23 protein-coding genes, 2 tRNA genes and 1 pseudogene are annotated in these 22,168 nt (G+C 50.6%); 9 read left to right on the top strand and 17 right to left on the bottom strand.

The genetic code is table 11. The annotated features are described in order from the left end of the window. Window positions 1-98 precede the first annotated feature (98 nt). Genes SPM24T3_RS04130 through rimJ form a run of 3 tightly spaced genes read right to left on the bottom strand, consistent with a single transcriptional unit; the run spans window position 99 to window position 2,290 of the window. Window positions 99-1,022: a Gfo/Idh/MocA family protein gene (locus tag SPM24T3_RS04130; RefSeq protein WP_009635443.1), complete on the bottom strand. Its 924-nt coding sequence runs from the start codon at window positions 1,020-1,022 to the stop codon at window positions 99-101. Between the two features lie 11 nt (window positions 1,023-1,033). Continuing rightward, the gene (locus SPM24T3_RS04125) at window positions 1,034-1,693 is read right to left on the bottom strand and encodes a YceH family protein (protein WP_009635442.1); all 660 of its coding nucleotides are present in this window, start codon (window positions 1,691-1,693) and stop codon (window positions 1,034-1,036) included. Between the two features lie 12 nt (window positions 1,694-1,705). Then, window positions 1,706-2,290 carry a ribosomal protein S5-alanine N-acetyltransferase gene (gene rimJ, locus SPM24T3_RS04120; protein WP_009635441.1) on the bottom strand — a complete coding sequence of 195 codons (585 nt, stop codon included), beginning with the start codon at window positions 2,288-2,290 and terminating at the stop codon, window positions 1,706-1,708. A 520-nt stretch (window positions 2,291-2,810) separates the two neighbouring features. On the opposite strand from rimJ, the gene grxB reads away from it, so the two are divergent. Together grxB and SPM24T3_RS04110 are read left to right on the top strand one after the other, a co-directional pair. Further along, the gene (grxB, locus tag SPM24T3_RS04115) at window positions 2,811-3,458 is read left to right on the top strand and encodes a glutaredoxin 2 (RefSeq protein WP_009635440.1); all 648 of its coding nucleotides are present in this window, start codon (window positions 2,811-2,813) and stop codon (window positions 3,456-3,458) included. A gap of 123 nt (window positions 3,459-3,581) precedes the next feature. Further along, the gene (locus SPM24T3_RS04110; RefSeq protein WP_009635439.1) at window positions 3,582-4,145 is read left to right on the top strand and encodes a lipoprotein; all 564 of its coding nucleotides are present in this window, start codon (window positions 3,582-3,584) and stop codon (window positions 4,143-4,145) included. A 198-nt stretch (window positions 4,146-4,343) separates the two neighbouring features. On the opposite strand, the gene SPM24T3_RS04105 is transcribed toward SPM24T3_RS04110, so the two are convergent. The 4 genes from SPM24T3_RS04105 to SPM24T3_RS04090 form a co-directional block, all read right to left on the bottom strand. Then, the gene (locus tag SPM24T3_RS04105) at window positions 4,344-4,928 is read right to left on the bottom strand and encodes a molecular chaperone (RefSeq protein ID WP_009635438.1); all 585 of its coding nucleotides are present in this window, start codon (window positions 4,926-4,928) and stop codon (window positions 4,344-4,346) included. A 48-nt stretch (window positions 4,929-4,976) separates the two neighbouring features. Further along, window positions 4,977-5,714 carry a phosphatase gene (locus SPM24T3_RS04100; protein WP_009635437.1) on the bottom strand — a complete coding sequence of 246 codons (738 nt, stop codon included), beginning with the start codon at window positions 5,712-5,714 and terminating at the stop codon, window positions 4,977-4,979. A gap of 86 nt (window positions 5,715-5,800) precedes the next feature. After that, a complete protein-coding gene (gene ghrA, locus SPM24T3_RS04095) occupies window positions 5,801-6,742 on the bottom strand; it encodes a glyoxylate/hydroxypyruvate reductase GhrA (RefSeq protein WP_009635436.1) in 942 nt (313 codons plus the stop codon). 126 nt (window positions 6,743-6,868) lie between these two features. Further along, window positions 6,869-8,338: a peptide MFS transporter gene (locus SPM24T3_RS04090; RefSeq protein ID WP_009635435.1), complete on the bottom strand. Its 1,470-nt coding sequence runs from the start codon at window positions 8,336-8,338 to the stop codon at window positions 6,869-6,871. Window positions 8,339-8,768: 430 nt separating this feature from the next. On the opposite strand from SPM24T3_RS04090, the gene SPM24T3_RS04080 reads away from it, so the two are divergent. Together SPM24T3_RS04080 and SPM24T3_RS04075 are read left to right on the top strand one after the other, a co-directional pair. Further along, a tRNA-Ser gene (locus SPM24T3_RS04080) sits at window positions 8,769-8,858 on the top strand. A gap of 321 nt (window positions 8,859-9,179) precedes the next feature. Then, window positions 9,180-9,269, top strand: a tRNA-Ser gene (locus SPM24T3_RS04075). A 152-nt stretch (window positions 9,270-9,421) separates the two neighbouring features. Here SPM24T3_RS04075 and kdsA read toward each other — a convergent pair. The 6 genes from kdsA to hemA all read right to left on the bottom strand — a co-directional run bounded on the left by kdsA (window position 9,422) and on the right by hemA (window position 14,984). Further along, window positions 9,422-10,276: a 3-deoxy-8-phosphooctulonate synthase gene (kdsA, locus tag SPM24T3_RS04070; protein WP_009635433.1), complete on the bottom strand. Its 855-nt coding sequence runs from the start codon at window positions 10,274-10,276 to the stop codon at window positions 9,422-9,424. A 65-nt stretch (window positions 10,277-10,341) separates the two neighbouring features. After that, the gene (gene sirB1, locus SPM24T3_RS04065; protein WP_009635432.1) at window positions 10,342-11,151 is read right to left on the bottom strand and encodes an invasion regulator SirB1; all 810 of its coding nucleotides are present in this window, start codon (window positions 11,149-11,151) and stop codon (window positions 10,342-10,344) included. A 2-nt stretch (window positions 11,152-11,153) separates the two neighbouring features. Beyond that, complete coding sequence (locus tag SPM24T3_RS04060) at window positions 11,154-11,555, bottom strand: SirB2 family protein (protein WP_009635431.1); 402 nt, start codon at window positions 11,553-11,555, stop codon at window positions 11,154-11,156. A 123-nt stretch (window positions 11,556-11,678) separates the two neighbouring features. Beyond that, a complete protein-coding gene (gene prmC / locus SPM24T3_RS04055) occupies window positions 11,679-12,527 on the bottom strand; it encodes a peptide chain release factor N(5)-glutamine methyltransferase (protein ID WP_009635430.1) in 849 nt (282 codons plus the stop codon). Then, window positions 12,527-13,609: a peptide chain release factor 1 gene (prfA, locus tag SPM24T3_RS04050; protein ID WP_009635429.1), complete on the bottom strand. Its 1,083-nt coding sequence runs from the start codon at window positions 13,607-13,609 to the stop codon at window positions 12,527-12,529. Before prfA ends, prmC begins: the two co-directional genes overlap by 1 nt. A 97-nt stretch (window positions 13,610-13,706) precedes the next feature. Then, window positions 13,707-14,984 (bottom strand): glutamyl-tRNA reductase, encoded by a 1,278-nt coding sequence (hemA, locus tag SPM24T3_RS04045; protein WP_009635428.1) that lies wholly within the window; start codon window positions 14,982-14,984, stop codon window positions 13,707-13,709. A 324-nt stretch (window positions 14,985-15,308) separates the two neighbouring features. Between hemA and lolB the strand changes: the two genes are divergently transcribed. From lolB to SPM24T3_RS04030, 3 genes are all read left to right on the top strand, one after another. Next, complete coding sequence (gene lolB / locus SPM24T3_RS04040; RefSeq protein ID WP_009635427.1) at window positions 15,309-15,935, top strand: lipoprotein insertase outer membrane protein LolB; 627 nt, start codon at window positions 15,309-15,311, stop codon at window positions 15,933-15,935. A gap of 1 nt (window position 15,936) precedes the next feature. Beyond that, window positions 15,937-16,797 carry a 4-(cytidine 5'-diphospho)-2-C-methyl-D-erythritol kinase gene (gene ispE, locus SPM24T3_RS04035; RefSeq protein ID WP_009635426.1) on the top strand — a complete coding sequence of 287 codons (861 nt, stop codon included), beginning with the start codon at window positions 15,937-15,939 and terminating at the stop codon, window positions 16,795-16,797. Window positions 16,798-17,014: 217 nt separating this feature from the next. Beyond that, window positions 17,015-17,962: a ribose-phosphate pyrophosphokinase gene (locus tag SPM24T3_RS04030; RefSeq protein WP_009635425.1), complete on the top strand. Its 948-nt coding sequence runs from the start codon at window positions 17,015-17,017 to the stop codon at window positions 17,960-17,962. A 94-nt stretch (window positions 17,963-18,056) separates the two neighbouring features. On the opposite strand, the gene ychH is transcribed toward SPM24T3_RS04030, so the two are convergent. Then, on the bottom strand, window positions 18,057-18,329 hold the full coding sequence (gene ychH, locus SPM24T3_RS04025) for a stress-induced protein YchH (RefSeq protein WP_009635424.1): 273 nt from the start codon (window positions 18,327-18,329) through the stop codon (window positions 18,057-18,059). 301 nt (window positions 18,330-18,630) lie between these two features. Between ychH and pth the strand changes: the two genes are divergently transcribed. Continuing rightward, window positions 18,631-19,221 carry an aminoacyl-tRNA hydrolase gene (pth, locus tag SPM24T3_RS04020; protein WP_009635423.1) on the top strand — a complete coding sequence of 197 codons (591 nt, stop codon included), beginning with the start codon at window positions 18,631-18,633 and terminating at the stop codon, window positions 19,219-19,221. A gap of 33 nt (window positions 19,222-19,254) precedes the next feature. On the opposite strand, the gene SPM24T3_RS04015 is transcribed toward pth, so the two are convergent. Continuing rightward, window positions 19,255-19,776, bottom strand: coding sequence for a hypothetical protein (locus SPM24T3_RS04015; RefSeq protein WP_009635422.1), 522 nt, complete (start codon window positions 19,774-19,776; stop codon window positions 19,255-19,257). Window positions 19,777-19,954: 178 nt separating this feature from the next. Between SPM24T3_RS04015 and ychF the strand changes: the two genes are divergently transcribed. Beyond that, window positions 19,955-21,046, top strand: a complete 1,092-nt coding sequence (gene ychF / locus SPM24T3_RS04010; RefSeq protein ID WP_009635421.1) for a redox-regulated ATPase YchF — start codon at window positions 19,955-19,957, stop codon at window positions 21,044-21,046. 89 nt (window positions 21,047-21,135) lie between these two features. Here ychF and SPM24T3_RS26100 read toward each other — a convergent pair whose 3' ends face one another. Then, window positions 21,136-21,528 (bottom strand): DUF1281 domain-containing protein, encoded by a 393-nt coding sequence (locus tag SPM24T3_RS26100; RefSeq protein ID WP_369699981.1) that lies wholly within the window; start codon window positions 21,526-21,528, stop codon window positions 21,136-21,138. 51 nt (window positions 21,529-21,579) lie between these two features. After that, window positions 21,580-21,708, bottom strand: a pseudogene (locus SPM24T3_RS26095) (helix-turn-helix domain-containing protein); the annotation flags it as partial. Between the last annotated feature and the right edge of the window lie 460 nt (window positions 21,709-22,168).

Genomic DNA, 22,168 nt, shown 5'->3' with positions numbered 1-22,168 from the left:
CCGGCAAGGTTCGAAAGTGCGTATAGTCTACGTATCAAAAATACAATAGCTACAGGCAGTTGTTATATATTGTTTCCCATAGGAAATTATCAGAATAATCACTGCTGCAGCAGCAACTTTGCGATCACTCTTTGCGCCGCCAGTGCCTGTTCTCCGCTGGTCTGCGGGACAGTTTGATTGCTGACACAGTCGATAAAATGCCGGATTGCGCCCTCGAACCCTCGCTGGGCCAACGTAGTCTGCCAACCAGCGATCGGTTGTTCGGTGATCCCCGTCGCGCTTTCCTGCTGCCACCGGCGCATATCGCTGACCTGATACCAGCCTGCGTCCATCACGACCTGTGTCGCTTCGCGCTGAGTCCCCGCGCGGCGATGCATGGAGGTGGTAATCCGCGTGTTGCCGGCTGTAAATTGATGCTCGGCGTAAAGCAGCTGCCCCTGAGAGTTGGTATCAATCTGGCCGCCGACCAGCTTGCTTTCACCTTCCGCCAACCATAGCGCGGTATCGACTACGTGCAGATAATCATCGAGCAGCGTGAAAGCTGCATCTTGAGGGCCGACGCTATCGGCACGGTGTTTATCAAAACGAATTGAAGCCGGGCCCGTGCTGTTTTTCAACTGGTTTTTTAGCTGCACATAAAGCGGGGCAAAACGACGATTAAATCCAACCATCAAGGTTTTACCCTGTCGCCGGGCCAGCTCCACCAGCTGTTCGGCCTCACCCAGCTCTGCAGCCAGCGGCTTATCGACATAAACGTGAACGCCGGCATTCAACAGCTGGGTAATCACACTAAAGTGCGACTCGGTGCTGCTGTGCACAAATACTGCATCGCAAGCCTGAGCCAACTCATCAAGCCGGGGATAACAGCGGAATCGATAACTGTCACAAACCGACTGCGCTTTGGCCTGATTCGGCGAAAATCCCCCTTCCAGCGTCCAGTCAATGGCCTGACTCAATATCGGCAGATAAGCCTTTTGCGCGATACCGCCTAGCCCTACCACGCCAAGGCGAAGTTTGCTCATTCTAAACTCCTTTAATCAGCCAACCTTTCGAGAAGATGATCCAGGCGTTGCTTGAGTTCGGCAACCTCATTTTCCAATACGCCAACTCGTTCGGCCAAATCACTTTCAGCAGCGCTGGATAATACGGACAAATTAACAATTTCTTCGTCGCTGGCGGCATCTGTAACCTCACCGCTAAATAAATGCATAAAGCGGCTTTCGCGTTTTCCCGGTTCACGAGCCAGACGCACGCAAAACGGACCATCTTCGCGACTCGCCAAATCATTCAGGGTTTGCTCAACCTGGCCGACATCGGCGAAATCATGCAGGCGGTTGGTTCGCGTGCGCAGCTCGCCAGGGGTTTGGGCACCGCGTAGCAGCAGGGTTGCTATCAGCGCCACTTCCGCAGAAGAGAATTTAAGATTGCCGAACTCAGAGTTACAGAAACGGTGCTCGTATTTCATGGTCCTGCTGCCGCTGACCGAGCGAATAATATGCTTTCGCAGCAGAAGATCCAGCGTTTGCTGCACTTCGGATTCGCCGAGTTCCATCACCGGCTCGCGGTTAGTCTTCTGATTGCAGGCGGTGGTCAGGCTGTTAAGACTGAGAGGATACTGTTCGGGCGTCGTTATTTGCTTTTCCAACATACAGCCGATGACCCGCGCTTCTTTGGCGCTGAATTCATATTTCATGTTTTCCCTTAATTATCGCGGCGGCAGCCATTGACGGTCGGTGAGCGCCATCAATACGTGGTCCTGCCATTTACCATCAATCAGCAAATAATCTTTCGCATAGCCTTCGCGCTCAAAACCGAGACGCTCCAGCAGGCCACCGCTGCGGTGATTGTGCGGCATATAATTGGCCATTATACGATGCATCCTTTGGTGGCGTTGCATATAGCGGATGAGTGATTGCAGCGCTTCATACATCAGGCCCTGGCCTTGCCATTGCTCGCCAAGGGAATAACCCAGGAAGCAGGCATGGAATGAGCCGCGCAAAACGTTGCTGAAATTCGCCACACCGCGGATATGATTTTCGTCAGGATCAAGCAGAATGAAATAGTAGGCGGTGCCCTGCTTTTGCATCTCGTTAATCAGGCCAAGGCGCGCCTGCCAGCCGGAAGGATAGCAATGGCTTTCATCCCGGATAGGTTCCCAGGGTTTTAAAAAGGCGCGGTTTTCAGTGTAATAATCGGCCAGACGATGGGCATCGCGCTCGTGTACCAGGCGCAATACCATTCGGTCTGTTGTAAGCCGCACTTTAGGTGCTGCTGATCGATAGCCAAACATCCCTTCCCTCCAGATTATGCACGGCTCGATAAGAACATTTTATAGGAAACAGCCCCTGTCATTTCCTTTGAACCTATACGATTTCTACCGCCTCTGTGTGCATCAGAGCCGAGGCGAGTATCCTATGTTGAACCCCGTACAGAATTATTCAATATATTCAGCGTCCCGTCATTGATTTTGCCAGTCCTGAAGCCTCTTGACGATAAAAAAGATCATCGATGGCGCACGATCTAATTATTCGTTTGAAGTTTTGACCCTCGCTGGTTGCGGTTCAATTTATCGACCCTTGTGGAGGGACTGCGATAGCCACAGGTCTATAACGGTTGCAGTAAAATGTATGACGTCGAACGAGCGTTGCACTGAACCTGCGATGCTTCGCGGAAACTAAGCTTTGCGGTTTGATCTCAGTGAACATTTTCACCATACTCAATGATTGAGACATCTCTGGTGACAGAAGAGAAAACGGCAAACCGATCTTCCCTACACCCTTGTTTGCCGGTATAAAAAGGAGCCACGTATCATGAAGTTATATGTTTATGAACACTGTCCCTACTGCGTAAAGGCCCGCATGATTTTCGGCCTTAAGAATCTCCCGGTAGAGGTTAATGCCCTGCTTAATGACGACGAGAAAACCCCGACGTCAATGGTTGGCCAAAAAGTGGTGCCTATCTTGCAAAAACAAGACGGCAGCTTTATGCCAGAAAGCATGGATATCGTTCAGTACATCGATAAATCAGACCGCAAACCGCTGCTGACCGGCCCGTTGAGTGCCCAAATTTCCGCCTGGTTGCGTCACGTTTCCGAGTACACCGAGAAGCTGCTTATTCCACGTTTCGCAGCGGCTCCTTTTGAAGAGTTCGCCACGCCACAGGCTCGTCAGTATTTCACCGACAAGAAACAGGCAAAACTCGGCGATTTTAAAGAGCATCTGCAACATTCGCCCGGATTGGTTAAAAAAATCAATCAGGACTTGCGCGACCTCGACAAGCTGATTAAAGAGCCTAATGCGGTTAATGGTGAGTTGTCAGAGGATGATATTCACCTGTTCCCCGTGTTGCGCTCACTGTCTATCGTCAAGGGCGTAGAATTGCCGACCCGTGTACAGGCCTATCGCGACAATATGGCTAAACAAACTCAGATAAACTTGCTGACCAGCATCGCCAGTTAGCCAGTTTTCTGCTCAAGGGCTGCACATTCGGTGCGGCCCTTACTTTTCTATACTTTCTTCTCCTTCCCTCTCCGTTTACAAACAGGGCATACTGTGCGCCTTGGAAATTTCATCGAGGAAGTTATGAGAAAGCTATTTTTAGGGGCTGCTGCCCTGATTTTTGTCGGCCTGCTTGCCGGATGCAACCATCTTACGCAATACACCCTCAGTGAACAGGAAGTGAATCACTACCTGCAAAAACACAATGATTTCCAGAAACAAGTGGGCGTGCCGGGCGTGGCTGATGCTCGCATTACGTTGACTGATCTTAGCAGCCAGATTGGCCGCGCCGAGCCGGGTAAAATCACCCTGTCTGGCAATGCCGATATCGACGTCAAATCACTGTTTGGCAAGAAGAAAGCCGACATGACCCTGACCTTGAAAGCTACGCCGGTGTTCAACAAGGAAGAGGGCGCTGTCTACCTGAAAGATCTCGAGGTGGTAAGTTACACCGTGCAGCCTGAGAAAATGCAGCCCGTTATTGATGGTTTGATGCCGTATCTAAATCAGTCGCTGAAATCTTATTTCGACCAGAAACCTGCTTACGTGCTGAGCAGCGATCATAGCGAAACTGAAGCAATGGCAAAAAGACTGGCCAAGGGGCTGGAAGTGAAACCGGGCGAATTAGTGATCCCGTTCACCGACTAAAAAATTTGCGGTTATATCCTGTTTACCAATGGCAACCGCGCCATCTGCCACACAGCAGTAAAAAAAAGCCTGAGATTGACCAGCCCCATTCGGGTGTCAACTCAGGCTTTTTCTATTCTAAAAATTGGAATTTTCTAACCTAGTGTCTAGAAATTTCCTGACTGGCAAATCAGGCGAAACTCGCGAACCAAAAACTGCTTATTGTTCGTCTTCTTCGCTGTCTTCAATATCGTCCGGCAATGCTTCTTCCAGCTCGTCACGCATTGCGGTAATCGCCTCGCGAGTGATTTCCGAAAGCGTGCGATAGAAGCCACTGGTTGCGTGGGCTTCAACCTTGCCAAGGAATTTACCGCACCATGGCAGCATCAGCTCATCAAACAACGCAATCTGCGCCGCCGCTTCATCTTCCTGCGACTGATCTTCCAGCCATGAAGCTGCCAGCAGCATTGAACCAAAATGATCCGCCGGAGCTTCTGTCATTGGCATGCCGCGCTGCTTGAGGAAAGTGCGCACTTCCTGCTCCGAATCGCCTTCGACATAATCACTGCGAAACGGCGATACTGCGCACTCGGTGCCGACAAACAGATGGTTAAACTCCGCCGCCAAAGCCTGCGGGTCAGCGCTTTGCTGCAAACGCAGCAGCAACGCATCCTGCTCCAGCGGCCAATGCTCACGCAGTTTACCTTGCTGTATCAGGCCAAATAGCGGCACCAAAAGCGGGTCTTGTGGCTGACGATAAAACAAAGTGCCCAATACGCGGCAAACGATAGAAAACTCATTCATAATAAGAACCTGATTAAGATTGGCGACGCAAAAATTTGCGTGACAATGTCACAGTTCGGAAAATTCTGCAATTGCCGGTCTACCGCGTCGTTGCAGAAAATCCAGGAAACGTCGTGGGCTGGCATTTAAAATCCGCTCATGCGGGAACCCCACCTCTTTAATTATACGTTCACAATGCTCAAAACCGCCCAGCGAATAGGCAATATGTGAATCAGAACCCAGTGCCAGCCAGCCACCGGCTTCTTTTACAGCAGCAACAATCGCACGACAGTTGGGTTCGCTGCCCTTGCGCGAGTGGGTGAATGACGAGTTATTCAGCTCCAGCGCCACCTCGTATTTCGCGGCGGCCTCGGCAATGGCCGGGATGTCGACCGGATATTTCGGGTTGCCGGGGTGACTGATAATATGCACTTCCCCGCCCGCCATGGCGGCAATCATTGCCTGAGTATGGGTGGCTTTGTCGACCGGCGGCATGACAGGTTCGTGAAAACCGGCAATTACAAAATCCACCGCAGTGAGCATAGGCCCGGTGCAGTCAATATCACCGTTAATGTTCTTGATATTGGACTCGATACTGCGCAGGATACCAACGCCATCAACCAGTCGTGGCCATACCTGCATATTCATAAAATGCCAATAATGCGGCGCATCGGCCATATCCGGGCCGTGATCGGTGATGGCAAACAGCTTGATGCCTTTCTGCTGGGCTTCATCAATATAATCGTGCAGCGTGCTGTAAGCATGAGTGCTGGCGACGGTATGCATATGTAAATCAACCGGAAACATATTTACTCCTCAGGCATGAGCCGTCTCGGTCATAGCCGGACGGCATTAAAAGCTTAGCAGTTCTCAACGGATGATCGGGCCGCCGATTAGTAGCCGCGCGCCAGATCAACCAGGCCAATCGGCGTGCGTCCGGCTTCAATTGCCTGAATATTCGCGACAATACTGTCCATCGCTTCTTCCGGCAAGGTGTCGGCACCGATATGAGGCGTGATGCTAACACGCGGATGTGACCAAAATGGGTGCATGCGCTGCATCGGTTCTCGAACGAAAACGTCCAGCGTTGCCGCAGCGATTTGACCGCTGTCGAGCGCGTTTAGCAGGTCACCTTCAACCAAATGCGTCCCGCGACCAAGATTTACCAGATAAGACTGCTGTGCCAGTTGGTTAAACAGGTTTCGGTTGAGGACTCCCGCCGTCTGTGGCGTATTGGGCAACAGATTAATCAACAGCTTGCAGCCATTGGCGAAATCATTCAGTTGCTCTTTGCCAGAAAAACTCTCCACGCCGGGCTGGTTTTTGGGAGTACGGCTCCAGCTGCGCACTTTAAATTTAAGACTGGTCAGCTTTTCTGCCACCGCCCTGCCGAGCACTCCGGCACCGAGAATACCGATAGTGAAATCGCCATGCTGATGGGCAGTGAGCGGACGCCACTGTTTTTGCTGTTGAAATAGTTGATATTCGTCGAGTCGGCGGAAATATCGCAGCACCGTGGCCAGCGCATATTCCTGCATTTGCAGCGCCATGCCGGTATCTTCCAGGCGAATTAACGGCACACCCGCGGGTAAAGTACCCGGAGCGCGCTGCTCCTGAGTGAGGATTGCATCAACGCCCGCGCCCATGACGAAAATGCCTTTCAGCTCGCCGCGCATTGCCAGCATTTCCTGCGGTGGATGCCAGACCAGAGCATAATCTGCAGAACAGGTATCGCCGCGATGCCAGGCACGAACTTGCGCCTGTGGCAACCGTTGGCCGATACCCTCTATCCATGGTTTTGAATCAATTGTAGGGTGATAGAAAATGATGTTCATGATGTTGCCTCCTTAGCTGTTCTAGATTTCCTCTAAAATCACTGTGATGCAACCTTTGTCTGCGAAAAGTTGATTAAAAAAAAGACCCTGTTCGACAGGGCCTTGCTATTCACTATATCTATTAGATTACGCCGGCTCACGCTGGATAAGGCGACGCAAGACTGGGATTAGCAACATAAGCACCACGCCAGTGGCAACGGACCCCCATCCCAGCACGCTAAACACCTGGCTATAACCCGGATTGGTCACTGCCGGAGTGCTACCGGTATTCGCCGGCATCAGGCCGGAGATAAAACTCGCCAACACGGCGCCAACACCAGTGACCATCATCCAGCAGCCCATCATTACGCCCTGATAACGCGCCGGAGCCAGTTTGCCAATCATTGCGTAGCCGATCGGCGAAATCATCAGTTCGCCAATACTTTGGAAAACGTAGCTAATGACGATCCATTTGAAAGCCATCAGGCCATTTTCACCGGCAAAATGAATGCCAATCGGCAGTACCAGCATACCGATACCAATACATAACAATGCGCCGGAGAACTGAAGCGGAATATCGATACGCAAGCCGCGCTGGCGAAGTTTTTTAAACCATAGCGCCATCAGCGGGCCACCGACCACAATAACGATTGTGTTAATATCCTGGATCCACTGAGGCGCGACGCGCAAACCAAAAACGTTAAGGTCGATATTATTTTCGGCGAACAACGTCAGGCCCATCGGTGCCAACTGATACAGCGTCCAGAACACCAGAGAACCGGCAGCAAGCAGCAGATAGGCTTTCATACGGCTTTTCTCGTCGCGCTGACGATGGCGAGCAGTCACAATCCCCATAATAACGAAAATGATAATGCCCAATGCAACCACGAAGTAGCTGCTCAGGGCAGCCTGAGTCAGCAAGACGCGGATTATCGGCACCAACACGAGAAGAATCGCGATCCCTACCAGCATGCGCTGCATGAATTGCCGTGAGTTAACCTGTTTCAGCGGTGTATTGATATCCTTGAGGATATTCCAACGCGACAGGGTGAGAATTATCGCAGCAGCATTGCCAAGAGTGGCAAAAAGGAACAGTGCGCGGTAATTCTCGGTCAGTTGAAAATAGCCCGCGACGGTAAAACCAACAAAGAAACCGAGGTTCATCCCGGCGTAGTTCCACAGGAAAGCTGATTCGCGGCGTTCGTCCTCTGGAGCAAAACGTTGAGTGAGCATCATATTTAGACAGGTAACGTTCAGCCCGCTGCCGGTGAGGAACATCGCCAGCCCCCAATACAGGCCGCTGACTCCGGCTACGGCAATCAGCGCACAGCCAATAACCTGCAACACCATGCCCAGAACAAACAGATTACGGTTGCTAAGGTAACGCCCGCCGAGGTAGCCGCCAAACATGTGCAAGCCGTAGTTGAATGCACCAAAGACCCCCATGATGGCATTGGCCTGATTTTCACTGAACCCGAGGCGCTTGGTGGCGTAGAGCACCAGTGTCGAGTAAAGCACGGCGAAACCTAGCGTGGAAAAGGTCTGTATAAAGAACAGCGCGCCGGAACCTGCGGGAATAACCGCGTGAGAAGGTGATGTATTTTCTGAATGACTCAAGTCGTACCCCTGTACTTACTAGATTGTTCAAGCCAGTTAACGGCCCGATAAAAATGCATAAACTCGTCAGTGACTAAATTGAAAGCTGCGTGCTTAAAAACACGGCGGTTTTTTATGCTCTGGTTTTTAAGTCGCATCATGTTATACCGTTGCCAATAGGCAAATTCACAGCATTTTTTGCGATAAATCATTACAATGTGCCATGTGTTTGCTTGTTGCTCAAAACGGGCATTAAATCTGACCAGACATAAACAACCAAAGAAAACAGTACGGACCCGCTCGCTTGAAATAGCCGCTTTTGCTCTGTAAATCAGCAAATTGCTGTATTTTTCGCTAAACACTCCACAATAGTGAAAAGACTGTTGACGCTGGCCGCGGATTTCCTTACATTAGCGCCGATTCCGCAGCACGGCGTGTTTGCAGAATCTACGGTGAGGTGTCTGAGTGGCTGAAGGAGCACGCCTGGAAAGTGTGTATACGCGAAAGTGTATCGAGGGTTCGAACCCCTCTCTCACCGCCATATTATTGCGAAAGGGTCCAGATGAAAATCTGGGCCCTTTTTCGTTTTCACTGCTGCTTTACCTTTACACTGCGAACAACTTTCCTCCGTTAACTTTCATGCGAAAATTCGCGGCGATTAAAAACGAAACAAAGAAATTTCGGTCTCGCATTGCCAACTTTTACTCTTGTTCTCACCACCAGCCACAGCAAAGCGTGCAATAAACCAGCACATTGCTGAACTACTGGGCATTCGACGTTATTGCGGGAAATATTCCTTGACCCAAAATGGTTGTCTCCCTATAGTAGCGCCCCGTTGCACTGCTAAGCGGCGTAACGATACGGTGAGGTGTCTGAGTGGCTGAAGGAGCACGCCTGGAAAGTGTGTATACGCGAAAGTGTATCGAGGGTTCGAACCCCTCTCTCACCGCCATATTAAGCTGAAAGGCCCTGATGAAAATCAGGGCCTTTTTGTTTGCTGGTGATCTATGCCAAAGTGCTTTGCCTTATGCCAACAGGCATTAAAAAAGGCGACCCAAAGGCCGCCTCTCGTCTGCAAAATTCAATTTATGGATTTCAACAAAGTTACTTACTGGTATCGAGCGCCGGGAAGCTTTTCACCAAATCGTCAATGGCTTTCATCTGCACCAGGAACGGCTCCAGCTTGTCAAGCGGCAGCGCAGAAGGGCCATCACACTTGGCGTGCGCAGGGTCTTCGTGAGCCTCGATAAACAGGCCTGCTATGCCCACAGCCATGCCAGCGCGAGCCAGCTCGGCAACCTGTGCGCGACGTCCGCCAGAGGCCGCACCAAACGGGTCACGGGTCTGTAGCGCGTGGGTCACGTCGAAGATCACCGGATGACCGCCGGTGGCGTTAATCATCACGTTCATGCCTAACATATCAACGACCAGATTGTCATAGCCAAAGTTACTGCCGCGATCGCACAGAATAACCTGATCGTTGCCGCCTTCTTTGAATTTATCAACGATGTTACCCATTTGACCCGGGCTAACGAACTGTGGCTTCTTAACATTAATCACGGCGCCGGTCTTGGCCATGGCTTCAACCAGGTCGGTCTGGCGTGCCAGGAACGCAGGCAACTGAATCACGTCAACCACGTCGGCAACGGGCTGTGCCTGCCAGCTTTCGTGAACGTCAGTAATGATTTTCACACCGAAAGCCGCTTTCAAATCCTGAAAAATCTTCATGCCTTCATCGAGGCCCGGACCGCGATAGGAATGGATTGAAGAACGGTTGGCTTTGTCAAAAGAGGCTTTGAACACATAAGGAATGCCCAGTTTGTCAGTCACTTTCACATAGTGCTCACAAACGCGCATCGCCATGTCACGTGACTCAAGCACGTTCATGCCGCCAAACAACACAAACGGCAAATCGTTTGCTACGTTGATGTCCTTAATGCTAACCACTTTATGTTTCATGCTTTGGCCTTAATCAATAATAAAGTAAAGGTACAAATGTGATGTAACAGCCCCCAGAGGGCTGATTAATGTAGCGTTATGCGTTTCTGTTCTATCGAATGAATCTGTACTTTGATCACTTCGGAAATGGGATCTTCCGGGCACTGCTCGACAAAATAATTCAAATCGGATATTGCGACATGATTACAGTCGAGCTGCGCGTAAATCAGCCCGCGATCGCGAATTTCGTAAGGGTCGTCGGGATCAAACTCTATCACCGCCTCACTGGTGCTGAGCGCAAGCTCCATCTGTTTCTCTTCCATCAGCGCGGCTTTCAGCGTGTCGAGCATCTTGCGAATGATCATGGTGTGATCTGCTTCCTCGAGATCATCATCCTCAATCTCGGCACCTAGCCCCAGATTACCTTTGAGCCAGACCTGCAAAATGTGTTCACTCAACGTCTCGCCATTGAGCGGATTAATCAGCCACATTTCTTCATCGAGCCAGTCAGCGCGCACAATAAGCTGAGTCGGGAAAATCACCGGCATCAGCGGCAGATTCAGTGCGTGGGCAATATGCAGGAAAATTACCCCGAGTGAAACCGGCGTACCCTGGCGCGAAGCCAACACTTTATCGATCCAGATGGCGTCGGAAAGGCGATAAATGCCTCCTGCCCCACCAAAACCCCAGGTACGGTAAAATAATTCAATTAACACTTCGAGCTGCTGATCCTGATTTAAGTCTTCAGGTACCTTGCTTCTGGCTTCTTCAACCAAAGACTGCAACTGACGACAGACATCGTCGGCTTTAAAATCAAAGCGAATTGCCTGGGTTACCAGGATGACACCTGCGCTTAAAGGCGCAGCGTTAAATTCAAAATCAGCTATGGCACTCATAGTTATCCCATCAGCAGCGGTATTTTAGTTAGGGCTAGCTTAACAACCAAATACAAACAACCCAAGGCCAGAATAAAGGCCACCCAACGCGTCTTTTGGCTACGCAAGCCGTCCTTGCCTGTTCCTAGAGCCACAAATCCAAGGGCAATGTAGATGATAACGCCAATTAGCTTTTCGGTCAGCCATGAACCTTGTGGCGTAAAGGGATAAAAATGGGTGATGACCACCAGCCAGACACCGCTCACCAGCATAAAGGTATCAACAATATGCGGTGCTATTTTAACCCAGCGCTTTTGCATGATATCGGCATTGGCCCATTTCCAGAAAAAGCGAAGAATAAACAGAACGATACTGACAGTAATAAACAGGATATGGAAATCCTTTACCCAAATATATGACGACATTGCTGCTTCCTTTTTCTTGTCAGGTTAGCCAAACAGGCTCAAACATTGCGTGAAATTCCCTGACCCATTCGGAACGCAGAGATAAATACTCAGCAAAATCAGGTCAAAGGAGGGAAAAATGAATTAAACAGCCTGCGAAGGAGCAGGCCATTGCCCAAGCGTTACGCGGTCGTTATCCCCATAGTCTTTAACTGTCTCGACCTGAGTAAAACCCGCTGCCTGTAAAATATTTCTTACCGCTTCCCCTTGTTGCCAGCCGTGTTCCAGCAATAACCAGCCGTTTGCCTCAAGGTGGCTCGGCGCATGGGCAACAATATAATCAATGTCCGCCAGCCCGTTATTGTCGGCAATCAAAGCACTGGCGGGTTCAAAACGCACGTCACCTTGTGAAAGATGCGGGTCGGCGGCGTCGATATAGGGAGGATTGCTGGCAATAATCGCGAAACGCTGGTCGCCAACCGGGGTGAACCAGCTGCCTTGCAGGAAATTAGCATTGCCTATCGACAGTTTTTGGCCGTTGTATTGCGCCAATGAGACTGCTTCAGGCTGTAGATCGACGCCAGTCACCTGACAGTCAGGCCGTTCGCTGGCAATCGCCAGAGCAATCGCTCCCGTGCCGGTGCCAAGATCCAGCACGCGAGCCGCTGCGATGCCTAAACGCATCAACGCCTGTTCAACCAGACATTCAGTATCAGGGCGCGGGATCAGAGTCGCGGGGGAAACGCTTAGCGGCAGAGACCAGAACTCGCGTTCACCGATGAGATAAGCGACGGGTTCGCCCTTCTCGCGGCGGCTCAGCAGAGCTTCAAGCTGAACCCGTGCCTCGTCGCCGAGTTCTGTTTCACCAAAGGCCATAATATAAGTGCGCGCACGGCCAGTGACATGGCCCAGCAAGATTTCTGCATCTCGCTTTGGGCTGTCACTGGCCGCCAGACGACCTACCGCATGGGTCAACCAGCGGGTAAAATCCATTATTCCTGCTCGGACAGCGCAGCAAGTTGGTCGGCCTGATATTCCTGCACAATCGGTTGGATTAGTGCATCAAGCTTGCCTTCCATGACTTCATCCAGACGGTAGATTGTCAGGTTGATGCGGTGGTCGGTTACCCTGCCCTGCGGGAAATTATAAGTGCGATTACGGTCGGAACGGTCGCCACTGCCCAGCAGGTTGCGGCGGGTAGAAGCCTCTTCCTGATGGCGTTTTGCCACTTCTGCTGCACGAATACGCGCGCCGAGCACCGACAACGCCTTGGCTTTGTTTTTGTGCTGCGAACGTTCGTCTTGACACTCGACCACAATGCCGGTTGGCAAGTGGGTAATACGAATAGCGGAGTCGGTGGTGTTAACGTGCTGACCACCAGCGCCTGATGAGCGGAAAGTATCAATACGCAGGTCACCGGCGTTGATTTCCGGCAATTCGGCTTCGGGAACTTCTGGCATTACCGCAACGGTACAGGCTGAAGTATGGATACGTCCCTGCGATTCAGTCTCTGGCACACGCTGTACGCGGTGACCGCCGGACTCAAACTTGAACTGGCCATAAACCCCGTCGCCAGAGACCTTGGCGATGACTTCTTTATAACCGCCGTGCTCTCCTTCGTTGGCGCTCATAATCTCAACGCGCCAGCGGCGGGCTTCGGCATAGCGGCTGTACATGCGGAACAAGTCACCGGCAAAAATCGCTGCTTCATCACCGCCCGTACCGGCGCGCACTTCCAGGAAACAGCTGCGTTCGTCGTCAGGATCTTTAGGCAGCAACAGCAATTGCAGCTCTTGCTCAAGCTCTTCGAGTTTAGTCTGGCACTGCTGGATTTCGTCCTGGGCCATCTCGCGCATTTCAGGATCGTCCAACATCTCCTGTGCGGCAGCCAGGTCTTCCTGCGCCTGACGCCAGGTCAGAAAACAGGCAGAAACATCGCTCAATTGAGCATATTCGCGGGAAAGATTGCGGAATTTATCTTGATCGGCAATCACGGCAGCATCGCCGAGCATCGCCTGAACTTCTTCATGGCGCTCTTGTAACACTTCCAGTTTGGCAACAATAGAAGGCTTCATGCGTAGTATTTAACCCTGTGCTAATAAAAACTATACCCGTCATCCTTTACGACGCAGGTGTGTTGGCCGCCTTCAGGTACTCGACCTTTTGGGTAGTTTACTGATCTAGCCCGAGACTATCGCGTAAAATTTGCAAACGCTCAACATCGCCATCGCTGGCGGCCTGCTGAAGTGACCGGGTAGGTGCATGAATGAGGCGGTTGGTGAGTTTATGGGCCAAGTCGTGGATGACGCTCTGAACATCGGCGCCCTGTGCAATCGCCGCGATGGCTTTTGCTTCCATATCGGCGCGCACAGTGTCGGCGCGGGAGCGATAATCACGAATAATTTCAACCGCGCCCTGTGAGCGCAGCCAGGCCATAAAGTTGGAGCTTTCTTGTTCAACGATAGACTCTGCCTGAATGGCGGCAGCTTTACGTTGCGCAAGATTATTTTGAATAATGCTGTGCAGGTCGTCAACGCTATAAAGATAGGCGTTGGCGAGCTTGCCGACTTCCGGCTCGATATCACGCGGAACGGCGATATCAACAATCAACATTGGCTGATTACGGCGCGCTTTCAGAGCACGCTCGACCATACCCTTGCCGATAATTGGCAGCGGGCTGGCGGTGGAGCTGATAATAATGTCGGCATCGGCCAGACGGGCGTCGATATCCTGCAGCGAAATCACTTCTGCGCCAACCTCATCGGCCAGCCCCTGCGCGCGCTCGCGGGTACGGTTGGCGATCATCATGTGGCGAACTTTATGCTCACGCAGATGACGAGCCACCAGCTCGATAGTTTCACCGGCACCGACCAGCAACACATTGACTTCAGACAGGGATTCAAAAATCTGGCGCGCCAGAGTACAGGCGGCAAAGGCTACAGAAACGGCACTGGCACCGATGTCTGTTTCGGTACGCACGCGTTTGGCGACCGAGAAAGATTTCTGGAATAAACGTTCCAGCTCGCCAGACACAGCCTGACCGTGCTGAGACTCGGCAAAGGCTTTTTTAACCTGGCCGAGGATCTGCGGCTCGCCCAATACCAGGGAGTCAAGACCGCTGGCAACGCGCATCAGATGGCTGACGGCGGCGTTGTCCTGATGCCAATAAAGGCTCTTTTTCACATCTTCGGCACTGAGGTGGTGATAATCACACAACCAGTTGACCAATTGCTCCTGCACATCCCCTCTACCCTTCAACTGCTCCTGCTGCTCGACGCTGAGATACAGCTCGGTGCGGTTACAGGTAGACAGGACTACGCCTCCCTGCACCAGCGGTTGCTGAAGCAAGCTTGAGAGCGCCTGTTCGATAGTGTCCGGCGAAAAGGTTACCTTTTCACGCAGAGATATCGGGGCAGTTTTGTGATTGATACCTAATGCAAGTAGGGTCATAGGAGTGATAGTCGAAAGAGACTTTTCTTTGTATGGGTTTACGTCTGAGGCGCATTCTACAAGATGCGCGAGATCAATAAAAGCCACACCGCACTATCTGTCCGGTTTTTATAATAAGCTGTGATTCAAGGCACTAGGCAGAAGATAGTGATTATCATTTACACGACTTTACGCAGCGACTACCAGACAAAGCTGATTACATTTACCCTCTGTAAAAGCCACAGTGGTTCACTCACTATCGCGTGATTTTTCAAACTCCAAGTCCAGCGGGACTATGCTAAACTGCCTCGTCTGAACTCAAAAAATGAAAGGACCCGACTCGTTATGCCAATGCATAAGACCAACCTGCTTCGCCTGCTCCCCCTTGCCAGCCTGGTGCTGTCCGCCTGTTCGACTTTCTCGCCGACCACCGGTCCGTCAACCAGCCCAACTTCGCCGGAATGGCGCGCGCACGAGCAGCAGGTCAAAAAACTGGATCATTACCAGACACGAGGTTCCTTCGCCTACATCACAGACAAACAGAAAGTCTATGCACACTTCTTCTGGCAACAATTCTCGCCACAAAGCTACCGCCTGCTGCTGACCAACCCGCTCGGCAGCACCGAAATGGAACTTAAAGTTCAGAATGGCAATGCCGAGTTGACCAACAACCAGGGCAAGCACTACACCAGCAACGATCCTGATGACATGATCCAGAAACTGACCGGTATGTCGATCCCGCTGGAAAACATGCGCGAATGGATGCTTGGCCTGCCTGGCGACAGCAGTGATTTCAGCCTCGACAGCCAGTATCGCCTGCGTCAGGTCAACTATAAGCAGAAAGGCACAGACGGCGCAGTGACCTATCAGAGCTACGACACCACCGTTCAGCCGCCACTGCCAAACTTGCTGCAAATGACTCAGGGTCAACAGCGTATCAAACTGAAAATGGACAGCTGGACGCTTAACTAAGATGACGCAATTCTGGCCATCTCCGGCTAAACTCAATCTGTTTTTGTATATCACCGGGCAGCGCCCTGACGGTTATCACGATCTGCAAACGTTATTTCAGTTTGTGGACTACGGTGACCGTCTGGCCTTTACCGTGCGAGATGATGCCAAAATTACCCTTACTCCTTCAGTAGAAGGAGTGCCGGACGAGCAAAATCTGATTGTCCGCGCGGCTAAAATGTTACAGCAGCGATTACCCGCACCTCGCGGCGCCGATATCCTGCTCGAGAAACGTTTACCGATGGGCGGTGGTCTGGGCGGTGGCTCTTCCAATGCAGCGACCACGCTAATAGCGTTGAATATGTTGTGGAATGCAGGCCTCTCAGATAGTGAACTGGCCGAGCTGGGCGTCAGTCTTGGTGCCGATGTCCCGGTATTTGTGATGGGGCATGCAGCGTTTGCCGAAGGCATTGGTGAAGTGTTACAACCCGTTTCGCCGGCCGAAAAGTGGTATCTTATCGCCCATCCGGGAGTCAGCATCCCGACTCCGGCGATTTTCGGCGATCCTGAACTGACTCGAGATACGCCAAAACGGCTGATTGATGAGCTATTAAGTGCAACTTACAGCAATGATTGTGAACCGATTGCAAGAAAACGTTTTTGCGAGGTTGAACAGCTTGTTTCATGGCTGCTAGAATACGCGCCGACGCGCCTTACTGGAACAGGTGCCTGTGTGTTTGCCGAATTCGACACAGAGACGTCTGCCGAAGAAGTGCTAAGTCAGGCTCCGGCATGGATTAACGGTTTTGTCGCCCGAGGCGTTAACGTCTCGCCGCTGCACAAAACGCGTGCCGAGCTAATGAGAGTCGCAGCCAAAGCGTAGAGAGTCACAGTTGCCGTTACCGTGTCTGTTCTTTGCCAGCCTCTCGGAATTTTTTGATTTAATCTGTAAACCTGACGGAATTCAGCCTACCGGAACATAGCTTCCTGAAACTGAATGATGAAAGGTGATGTACGTATGTATATTGCTATGGTTTCGCTCACCGCCCGGTGAAGCCACAAGCGGTATCTTCTCTGGACGCAAGCCTGAGGTTCTTCTCGTGCCTGATATGAAGCTTTTTGCTGGTAACGCCATCCCGGAACTAGCACAACGTATTGCCAACCGTTTATACACCAGCCTAGGTGACGCCGCCGTTAGTCGTTTTAGTGACGGTGAAGTAAGTGTGCAAATTAACGAAAATGTACGTGGCGGAGATATTTTCATTATCCAATCCACCTGCGCGCCTACTAACGATAACCTGATGGAACTCGTGGTAATGGTCGATGCACTCCGGCGCGCTTCTGCCGGCCGCATCACGGCAGTTATCCCCTACTTCGGTTATGCACGTCAAGATCGCCGCGTGCGTTCAGCGCGTGTGCCAATCACCGCCAAAGTCGTTGCCGACTTCCTTTCCAGCGTAGGCGTTGACCGCGTATTAACCGTAGATTTGCACGCAGAGCAAATTCAGGGCTTCTTCGATGTCCCGGTTGATAACGTTTTTGGTAGCCCAATCCTGCTCGAAGACATGATGCAGCAAAATCTGGAAAATCCGATCGTGGTTTCCCCGGATATCGGTGGTGTTGTTCGTGCCCGCGCCGTTGCTAAACTGCTCAACGACACTGACATGGCTATCATCGATAAACGTCGCCCACGCGCAAACGTTTCACAGGTGATGCACATCATCGGTGACGTAACTGGCCGTGACTGTATTCTGGTAGATGACATGATCGATACCGGCGGCACCCTGTGTAAAGCCGCCGAAGCACTGAAAGAACGCGGTGCTAAACGCGTATTCGCTTATGCTACTCACCCAATCTTCTCTGGTAATGCGGTAGAAAACATCAAGCATTCCGTGCTCGATGAAGTGATTGTTTGCGATACCATTCCGCTGTCTCCAGAAATTCGCGCCCTGAAAAATGTTCGTACTCTGACCTTGTCCGGCATGCTGGCTGAAGCCATCCGCCGTATCAGCAACGAAGAATCGATTTCAGCGATGTTCGAGCATTAATCCCCTTGCCTTCAGGCAAGCATGATTAACAAAAAGCCCCGGCTATTGATTAGCCGGGGCTTTTTAGTTTTTATTGGAAGGAGGCAGTGATGGGTCATGAGTGTCGATGATTTTTACGGCAGCGAGCATCGTAATGACGTATCCAGTAATAGCGATCGGCTACCGCTTCACGGCCACCGACTCTAGCGCCGGTCAGCCACAGTAATGCGCCAATAAAAATGCACATAATCGCGCCGTGAGTCAGAATGTCAGGCAAACCAAAGTTGGACACCTGACTGAGAACTGCGTAGGCAATACCGCCCACCATAGTCACTAATCCGAATCCCATCAATACGTTGCCGCAAACTGCTGCATTTTTACGTTTCATATATCACCTCCATTAATCCTTTAAGTGATCCTTTGCCATCTGGCAAAGCTGCAATCCCGTATCCTGATTAAATTATAGTCTTACGCTTGAATGCAGGTTGCGGATACGATCACAGTGTGGAGATGAAAAATGACAAAACTTTACGATTTTTAACGCTTATCTGCATGAAATCAGAATAGTTTTAAATTGTAACTATTCGATTCTGAAGTAAATGGCGCTTTCTTTGCCCTGTGGTTTGGCATCGCCGCCAAGCACGGGTAAACTAACGGCCAGATTATTTCCTTCAAGAAGCGAAAAGAACGTGAGCAGCATAAAATTAATCGTTGGCCTGGCAAATCCCGGAGCCGAATATGCCCAGACTCGCCACAATGCTGGTGCCTGGTATGTAGATCAACTGGCGCGTCAGCATAACCAACAGTTAAAAGAAGAGAGCAAATTCTTCGGCTACACGGCGCGTTTATCTATGAACGGCCAGGATGTTCGCCTGCTGGTTCCGACCACCTTTATGAATCTCAGCGGCAAGGCGGTCAGCGCCATGGCGAACTTCTATCGTATCGAACCCGCCGAAATTCTGGTGGCTCACGACGAGCTAGATTTTCTGCCAGGCACTGCCAAGATAAAACTGGGTGGGGGTAACGGCGGACATAACGGCTTGAAAGATATCCAGAACAAGTTGGCTAATAACCCTAACTTCTATCGTTTACGTATCGGCATCGGCCATCCCGGCGATCGTAATAAAGTTGTGGGATTTGTGCTCGGCAAACCCCCGGCCAGCGAGCAGAAACTGATCGATGAAGCCATCGATGAGTCGCTGCGCTGCACTGATATTTTGATGAAAGACGGCTTGTTGAAAGCAATGAATCGTTTACACAGCTTTAAAGCGGAAAGTTAAACCCGCAGTCGCCCTCCCCCGGCATACGGGGGATCATTTTTGTGAATAATCTCTGCCTGTTACTGACATACCCGCGGAGCCATTCAACACCTTCAAGCAGCTCGCCTTCTTATCTTGTAACGTCGTGGTGGTTAAGCGTTGCAAACCCTCTCTGGTCTTTTTGATATAGTCATCGGCTTTCGGAACGCTGATATCACTAAACGGCAAACCACAGACATGATTCACGGACAACGTTGGGCTGCTGTCATCGAGTATCTCAAGCACCGCTTCCGGATTATGCTCCAAACCCCACGCTAAACTGATCGTAAGCGCTTGCGCATAATCGCCGTCGCTACGTTTGGCAAAAGCAGGAACTTCACTGACCCAGCTTAGCTTGCCCTTTTTCAGATGCTGGCTAAAAGCGTCAAAATCCGCAGCAGACAAGCTGTTTAACGGTGCCGTTGGCGCAGAGGCAGCCTCGATACGCGCTTTAAGATCGCGATCTTTGGCTTGGGCAGTATTCAACGACACGGTGGCAAAGCAAAGCACCAAGGTGGACAGCAAAACTTTTTTCATCTTTTTACTCGAATAAAAATCGTTATTTGATAGTAAAGCCTATCAAGGTTTGATGTTGGAAAAAAGATGCGGATCGAGTTAAGTCGACAAACTGTGTATAATGAGCGGAATTATGGTCATTACATCAGGCTGATTACTTTAACCGCCTGATTATTAAGATATTAAGGTGATATAAAACATGGGATTCAAATGCGGTATCGTCGGCCTGCCGAACGTCGGTAAATCTACTCTTTTCAATGCACTGACCAAAGCGGGCATCGAAGCGGCCAATTTCCCGTTCTGTACTATCGAGCCGAATACCGGTGTTGTTCCAATGCCTGATCCCCGTCTCGACAAACTTTCCGAGATAGTGAAACCTCAGCGCGTAGTGCCAACCACCATGGAATTCGTTGATATCGCCGGTCTGGTAAAAGGTGCATCCAAAGGTGAAGGCCTGGGCAACCAGTTCCTGACCAACATCCGTGAAACCGAAGCTATCGGCCACGTGGTGCGCTGCTTTGAAAATGACAACATTATCCACGTTAACAACAAAGTTGACCCGGCTGATGATATCGACGTCATCAACACCGAGCTGGCTCTGTCTGACCTTGACACCTGCGAGCGCGCTATTCATCGCGTGCAGAAGAAGGCCAAAGGCGGCGATAAAGACGCAAAAGCCGAACTGGCCGCGTTGGAAAAATGCCTGCCACAGCTTGAACAAGCCGGTATGTTGCGCGCGCTGGATCTGAGCGAAGAAGACAAAGCTGCAATCCGTTACCTGAGCTTCCTGACTTTGAAGCCCACTATGTACATTGCCAACGTTAACGAAGACGGTTACGAAAATAACCCGTACCTCGATAAAGTTCGCGCCATTGCTGACGCCGAAGGCTCTGTTGTGGTTGCCGTATGTGCCGCGGTTGAATCTGATATCGCAGAGCTGGAAGACGAAGATCGCGCCGAGTTTATGGCGGAACTGGGTCTGGAAGAACCGGGTCTGAACCGCGTAATTCGCGCAGGTTACGAACTGTTGAGCCTGCAAACCTATTTCACCGCCGGTGTGAAAGAGGTCCGCGCATGGACCATTCCTGTTGGCGCGACCGCACCGCAGGCTGCCGGTAAGATCCACACCGATTTCGAGAAAGGCTTTATCCGCGCACAGACTATCGGATTTGACGACTTTGTGTCCTTCAAGGGCGAGCAAGGTGCCAAAGAAGCCGGCAAAATGCGTTCAGAAGGTAAAGACTACATCGTTAAAGATGGCGACGTCATGAACTTCCTGTTCAACGTCTAAATCTTTTTAAACGTGACGTTTTCCGCGCCGGAAATGCTCTGTAGACGACTTTTCTGACACCTATTCCCCGTCCCCGGACGGGGAATAGGTTATGCGGATTTGAAAGCGATATTCTGCTTATTGGATCCTACGGCATTAAGCTGCCAGCGGTGCGCATCCTGATTAACTGCATGAACAACAGCAACCTCGACCGCTAAACCTTGGCCAGTCTCACCGACATCCACTTCGTTCCAACACCAGCAAGCATCAATATCTTCACTAGCATCGGCCACGCTGAACCAGTCGGCGTACTTACGCTGGATAATATCGGCCATTCGTTGCTGGGCATTAAACGGTATATTCTCCCACTTGACGGCTTCAATTCCGGACTGGCGATACCACCGTTCAATCAGACGGATATTATCGGTCGTCATATAATCGCCTTTCTGCAGTAAACCCAGCCAGTTTTCAAAGGCCTGATTTTTAAGGGGCTTCGATTGCAGATATATATCTATCCATCCTATTAGGTATATTGATTACCGGAACACAGTCGATTACTTAGAGTTTTTTACATATTCATATCTAATTGGCCATATTTGCTCAGGCCGCAACCCAAGAAATTCAGCTATTATTCCTTCGCCCTTAGGCCATCGTCGGATCAGTGTATTCGCAAGTGTCTCGGAAGCAAGACCCTGTTCCCAAGAAAGAGAAGCAAGGGTTTTATTTACTTTTCTGACAGCAGCAAAATTTCATGTTTATCCCACTCTTCCTCTTTAGAAACCCTCATGATAATATCCCCTCCAAGTTAGTAAGATATAATAAATCAAGACACATTAAAAGTTTACACATTATATTATGACGGGATAATAACATTACTCCCGCACGTCCTTAACACTGCAGCATAAATATCTTTTTAAGATAAACTCACATAACAAATATGTAATACTCTGGCATATATTATAGTAATTAAATAATAACCAGCATTACTACCAAGCATTGCTTTTTCAATATAAACAATAAAACATTAAAAACTCACACCTCCCGTTAGCCAGCTTAATTTAGGAGGTTTTAACCGGACTGAAAATTACAATGGCACATTAAACAAAATATTAATCTAAACATTAATCTAAACATTAATTAATA

It is taken from the genome of Serratia sp. M24T3, assembly GCF_000257645.1.
Lineage (GTDB): Bacteria > Pseudomonadota > Gammaproteobacteria > Enterobacterales > Enterobacteriaceae > Rouxiella.
Note: the sequence above shows the minus strand (reverse complement) of the source record. Positions and strands in the feature narration are given on the sequence as shown.

Coding starts and splice junctions, on each gene's coding strand:
- SPM24T3_RS04130 (WP_009635443.1), bottom strand. CDS start 1,022: ATGAGCAAACTTCGCCTTGGCGTGGTAGGGCTAGGCGGTATCGCGCAA.
- SPM24T3_RS04125 (WP_009635442.1), bottom strand. CDS start 1,693: ATGAAATATGAATTCAGCGCCAAAGAAGCGCGGGTCATCGGCTGTATG.
- rimJ (WP_009635441.1), bottom strand. CDS start 2,290: ATGTTTGGCTATCGATCAGCAGCACCTAAAGTGCGGCTTACAACAGAC.
- grxB (WP_009635440.1), top strand. CDS start 2,811: ATGAAGTTATATGTTTATGAACACTGTCCCTACTGCGTAAAGGCCCGC.
- SPM24T3_RS04110 (WP_009635439.1), top strand. CDS start 3,582: ATGAGAAAGCTATTTTTAGGGGCTGCTGCCCTGATTTTTGTCGGCCTG.
- SPM24T3_RS04105 (WP_009635438.1), bottom strand. CDS start 4,928: ATGAATGAGTTTTCTATCGTTTGCCGCGTATTGGGCACTTTGTTTTAT.
- SPM24T3_RS04100 (WP_009635437.1), bottom strand. CDS start 5,714: ATGTTTCCGGTTGATTTACATATGCATACCGTCGCCAGCACTCATGCT.
- ghrA (WP_009635436.1), bottom strand. CDS start 6,742: ATGAACATCATTTTCTATCACCCTACAATTGATTCAAAACCATGGATA.
- kdsA (WP_009635433.1), bottom strand. CDS start 10,276: ATGAAACATAAAGTGGTTAGCATTAAGGACATCAACGTAGCAAACGAT.
- sirB1 (WP_009635432.1), bottom strand. CDS start 11,151: ATGAGTGCCATAGCTGATTTTGAATTTAACGCTGCGCCTTTAAGCGCA.
- SPM24T3_RS04060 (WP_009635431.1), bottom strand. CDS start 11,555: ATGTCGTCATATATTTGGGTAAAGGATTTCCATATCCTGTTTATTACT.
- prmC (WP_009635430.1), bottom strand. CDS start 12,527: ATGGATTTTACCCGCTGGTTGACCCATGCGGTAGGTCGTCTGGCGGCC.
- prfA (WP_009635429.1), bottom strand. CDS start 13,609: ATGAAGCCTTCTATTGTTGCCAAACTGGAAGTGTTACAAGAGCGCCAT.
- hemA (WP_009635428.1), bottom strand. CDS start 14,984: ATGACCCTACTTGCATTAGGTATCAATCACAAAACTGCCCCGATATCT.
- lolB (WP_009635427.1), top strand. CDS start 15,309: ATGCCAATGCATAAGACCAACCTGCTTCGCCTGCTCCCCCTTGCCAGC.
- ispE (WP_009635426.1), top strand. CDS start 15,937: ATGACGCAATTCTGGCCATCTCCGGCTAAACTCAATCTGTTTTTGTAT.
- ychH (WP_009635424.1), bottom strand. CDS start 18,329: ATGAAACGTAAAAATGCAGCAGTTTGCGGCAACGTATTGATGGGATTC.
- SPM24T3_RS04015 (WP_009635422.1), bottom strand. CDS start 19,776: ATGAAAAAAGTTTTGCTGTCCACCTTGGTGCTTTGCTTTGCCACCGTG.
- ychF (WP_009635421.1), top strand. CDS start 19,955: ATGGGATTCAAATGCGGTATCGTCGGCCTGCCGAACGTCGGTAAATCT.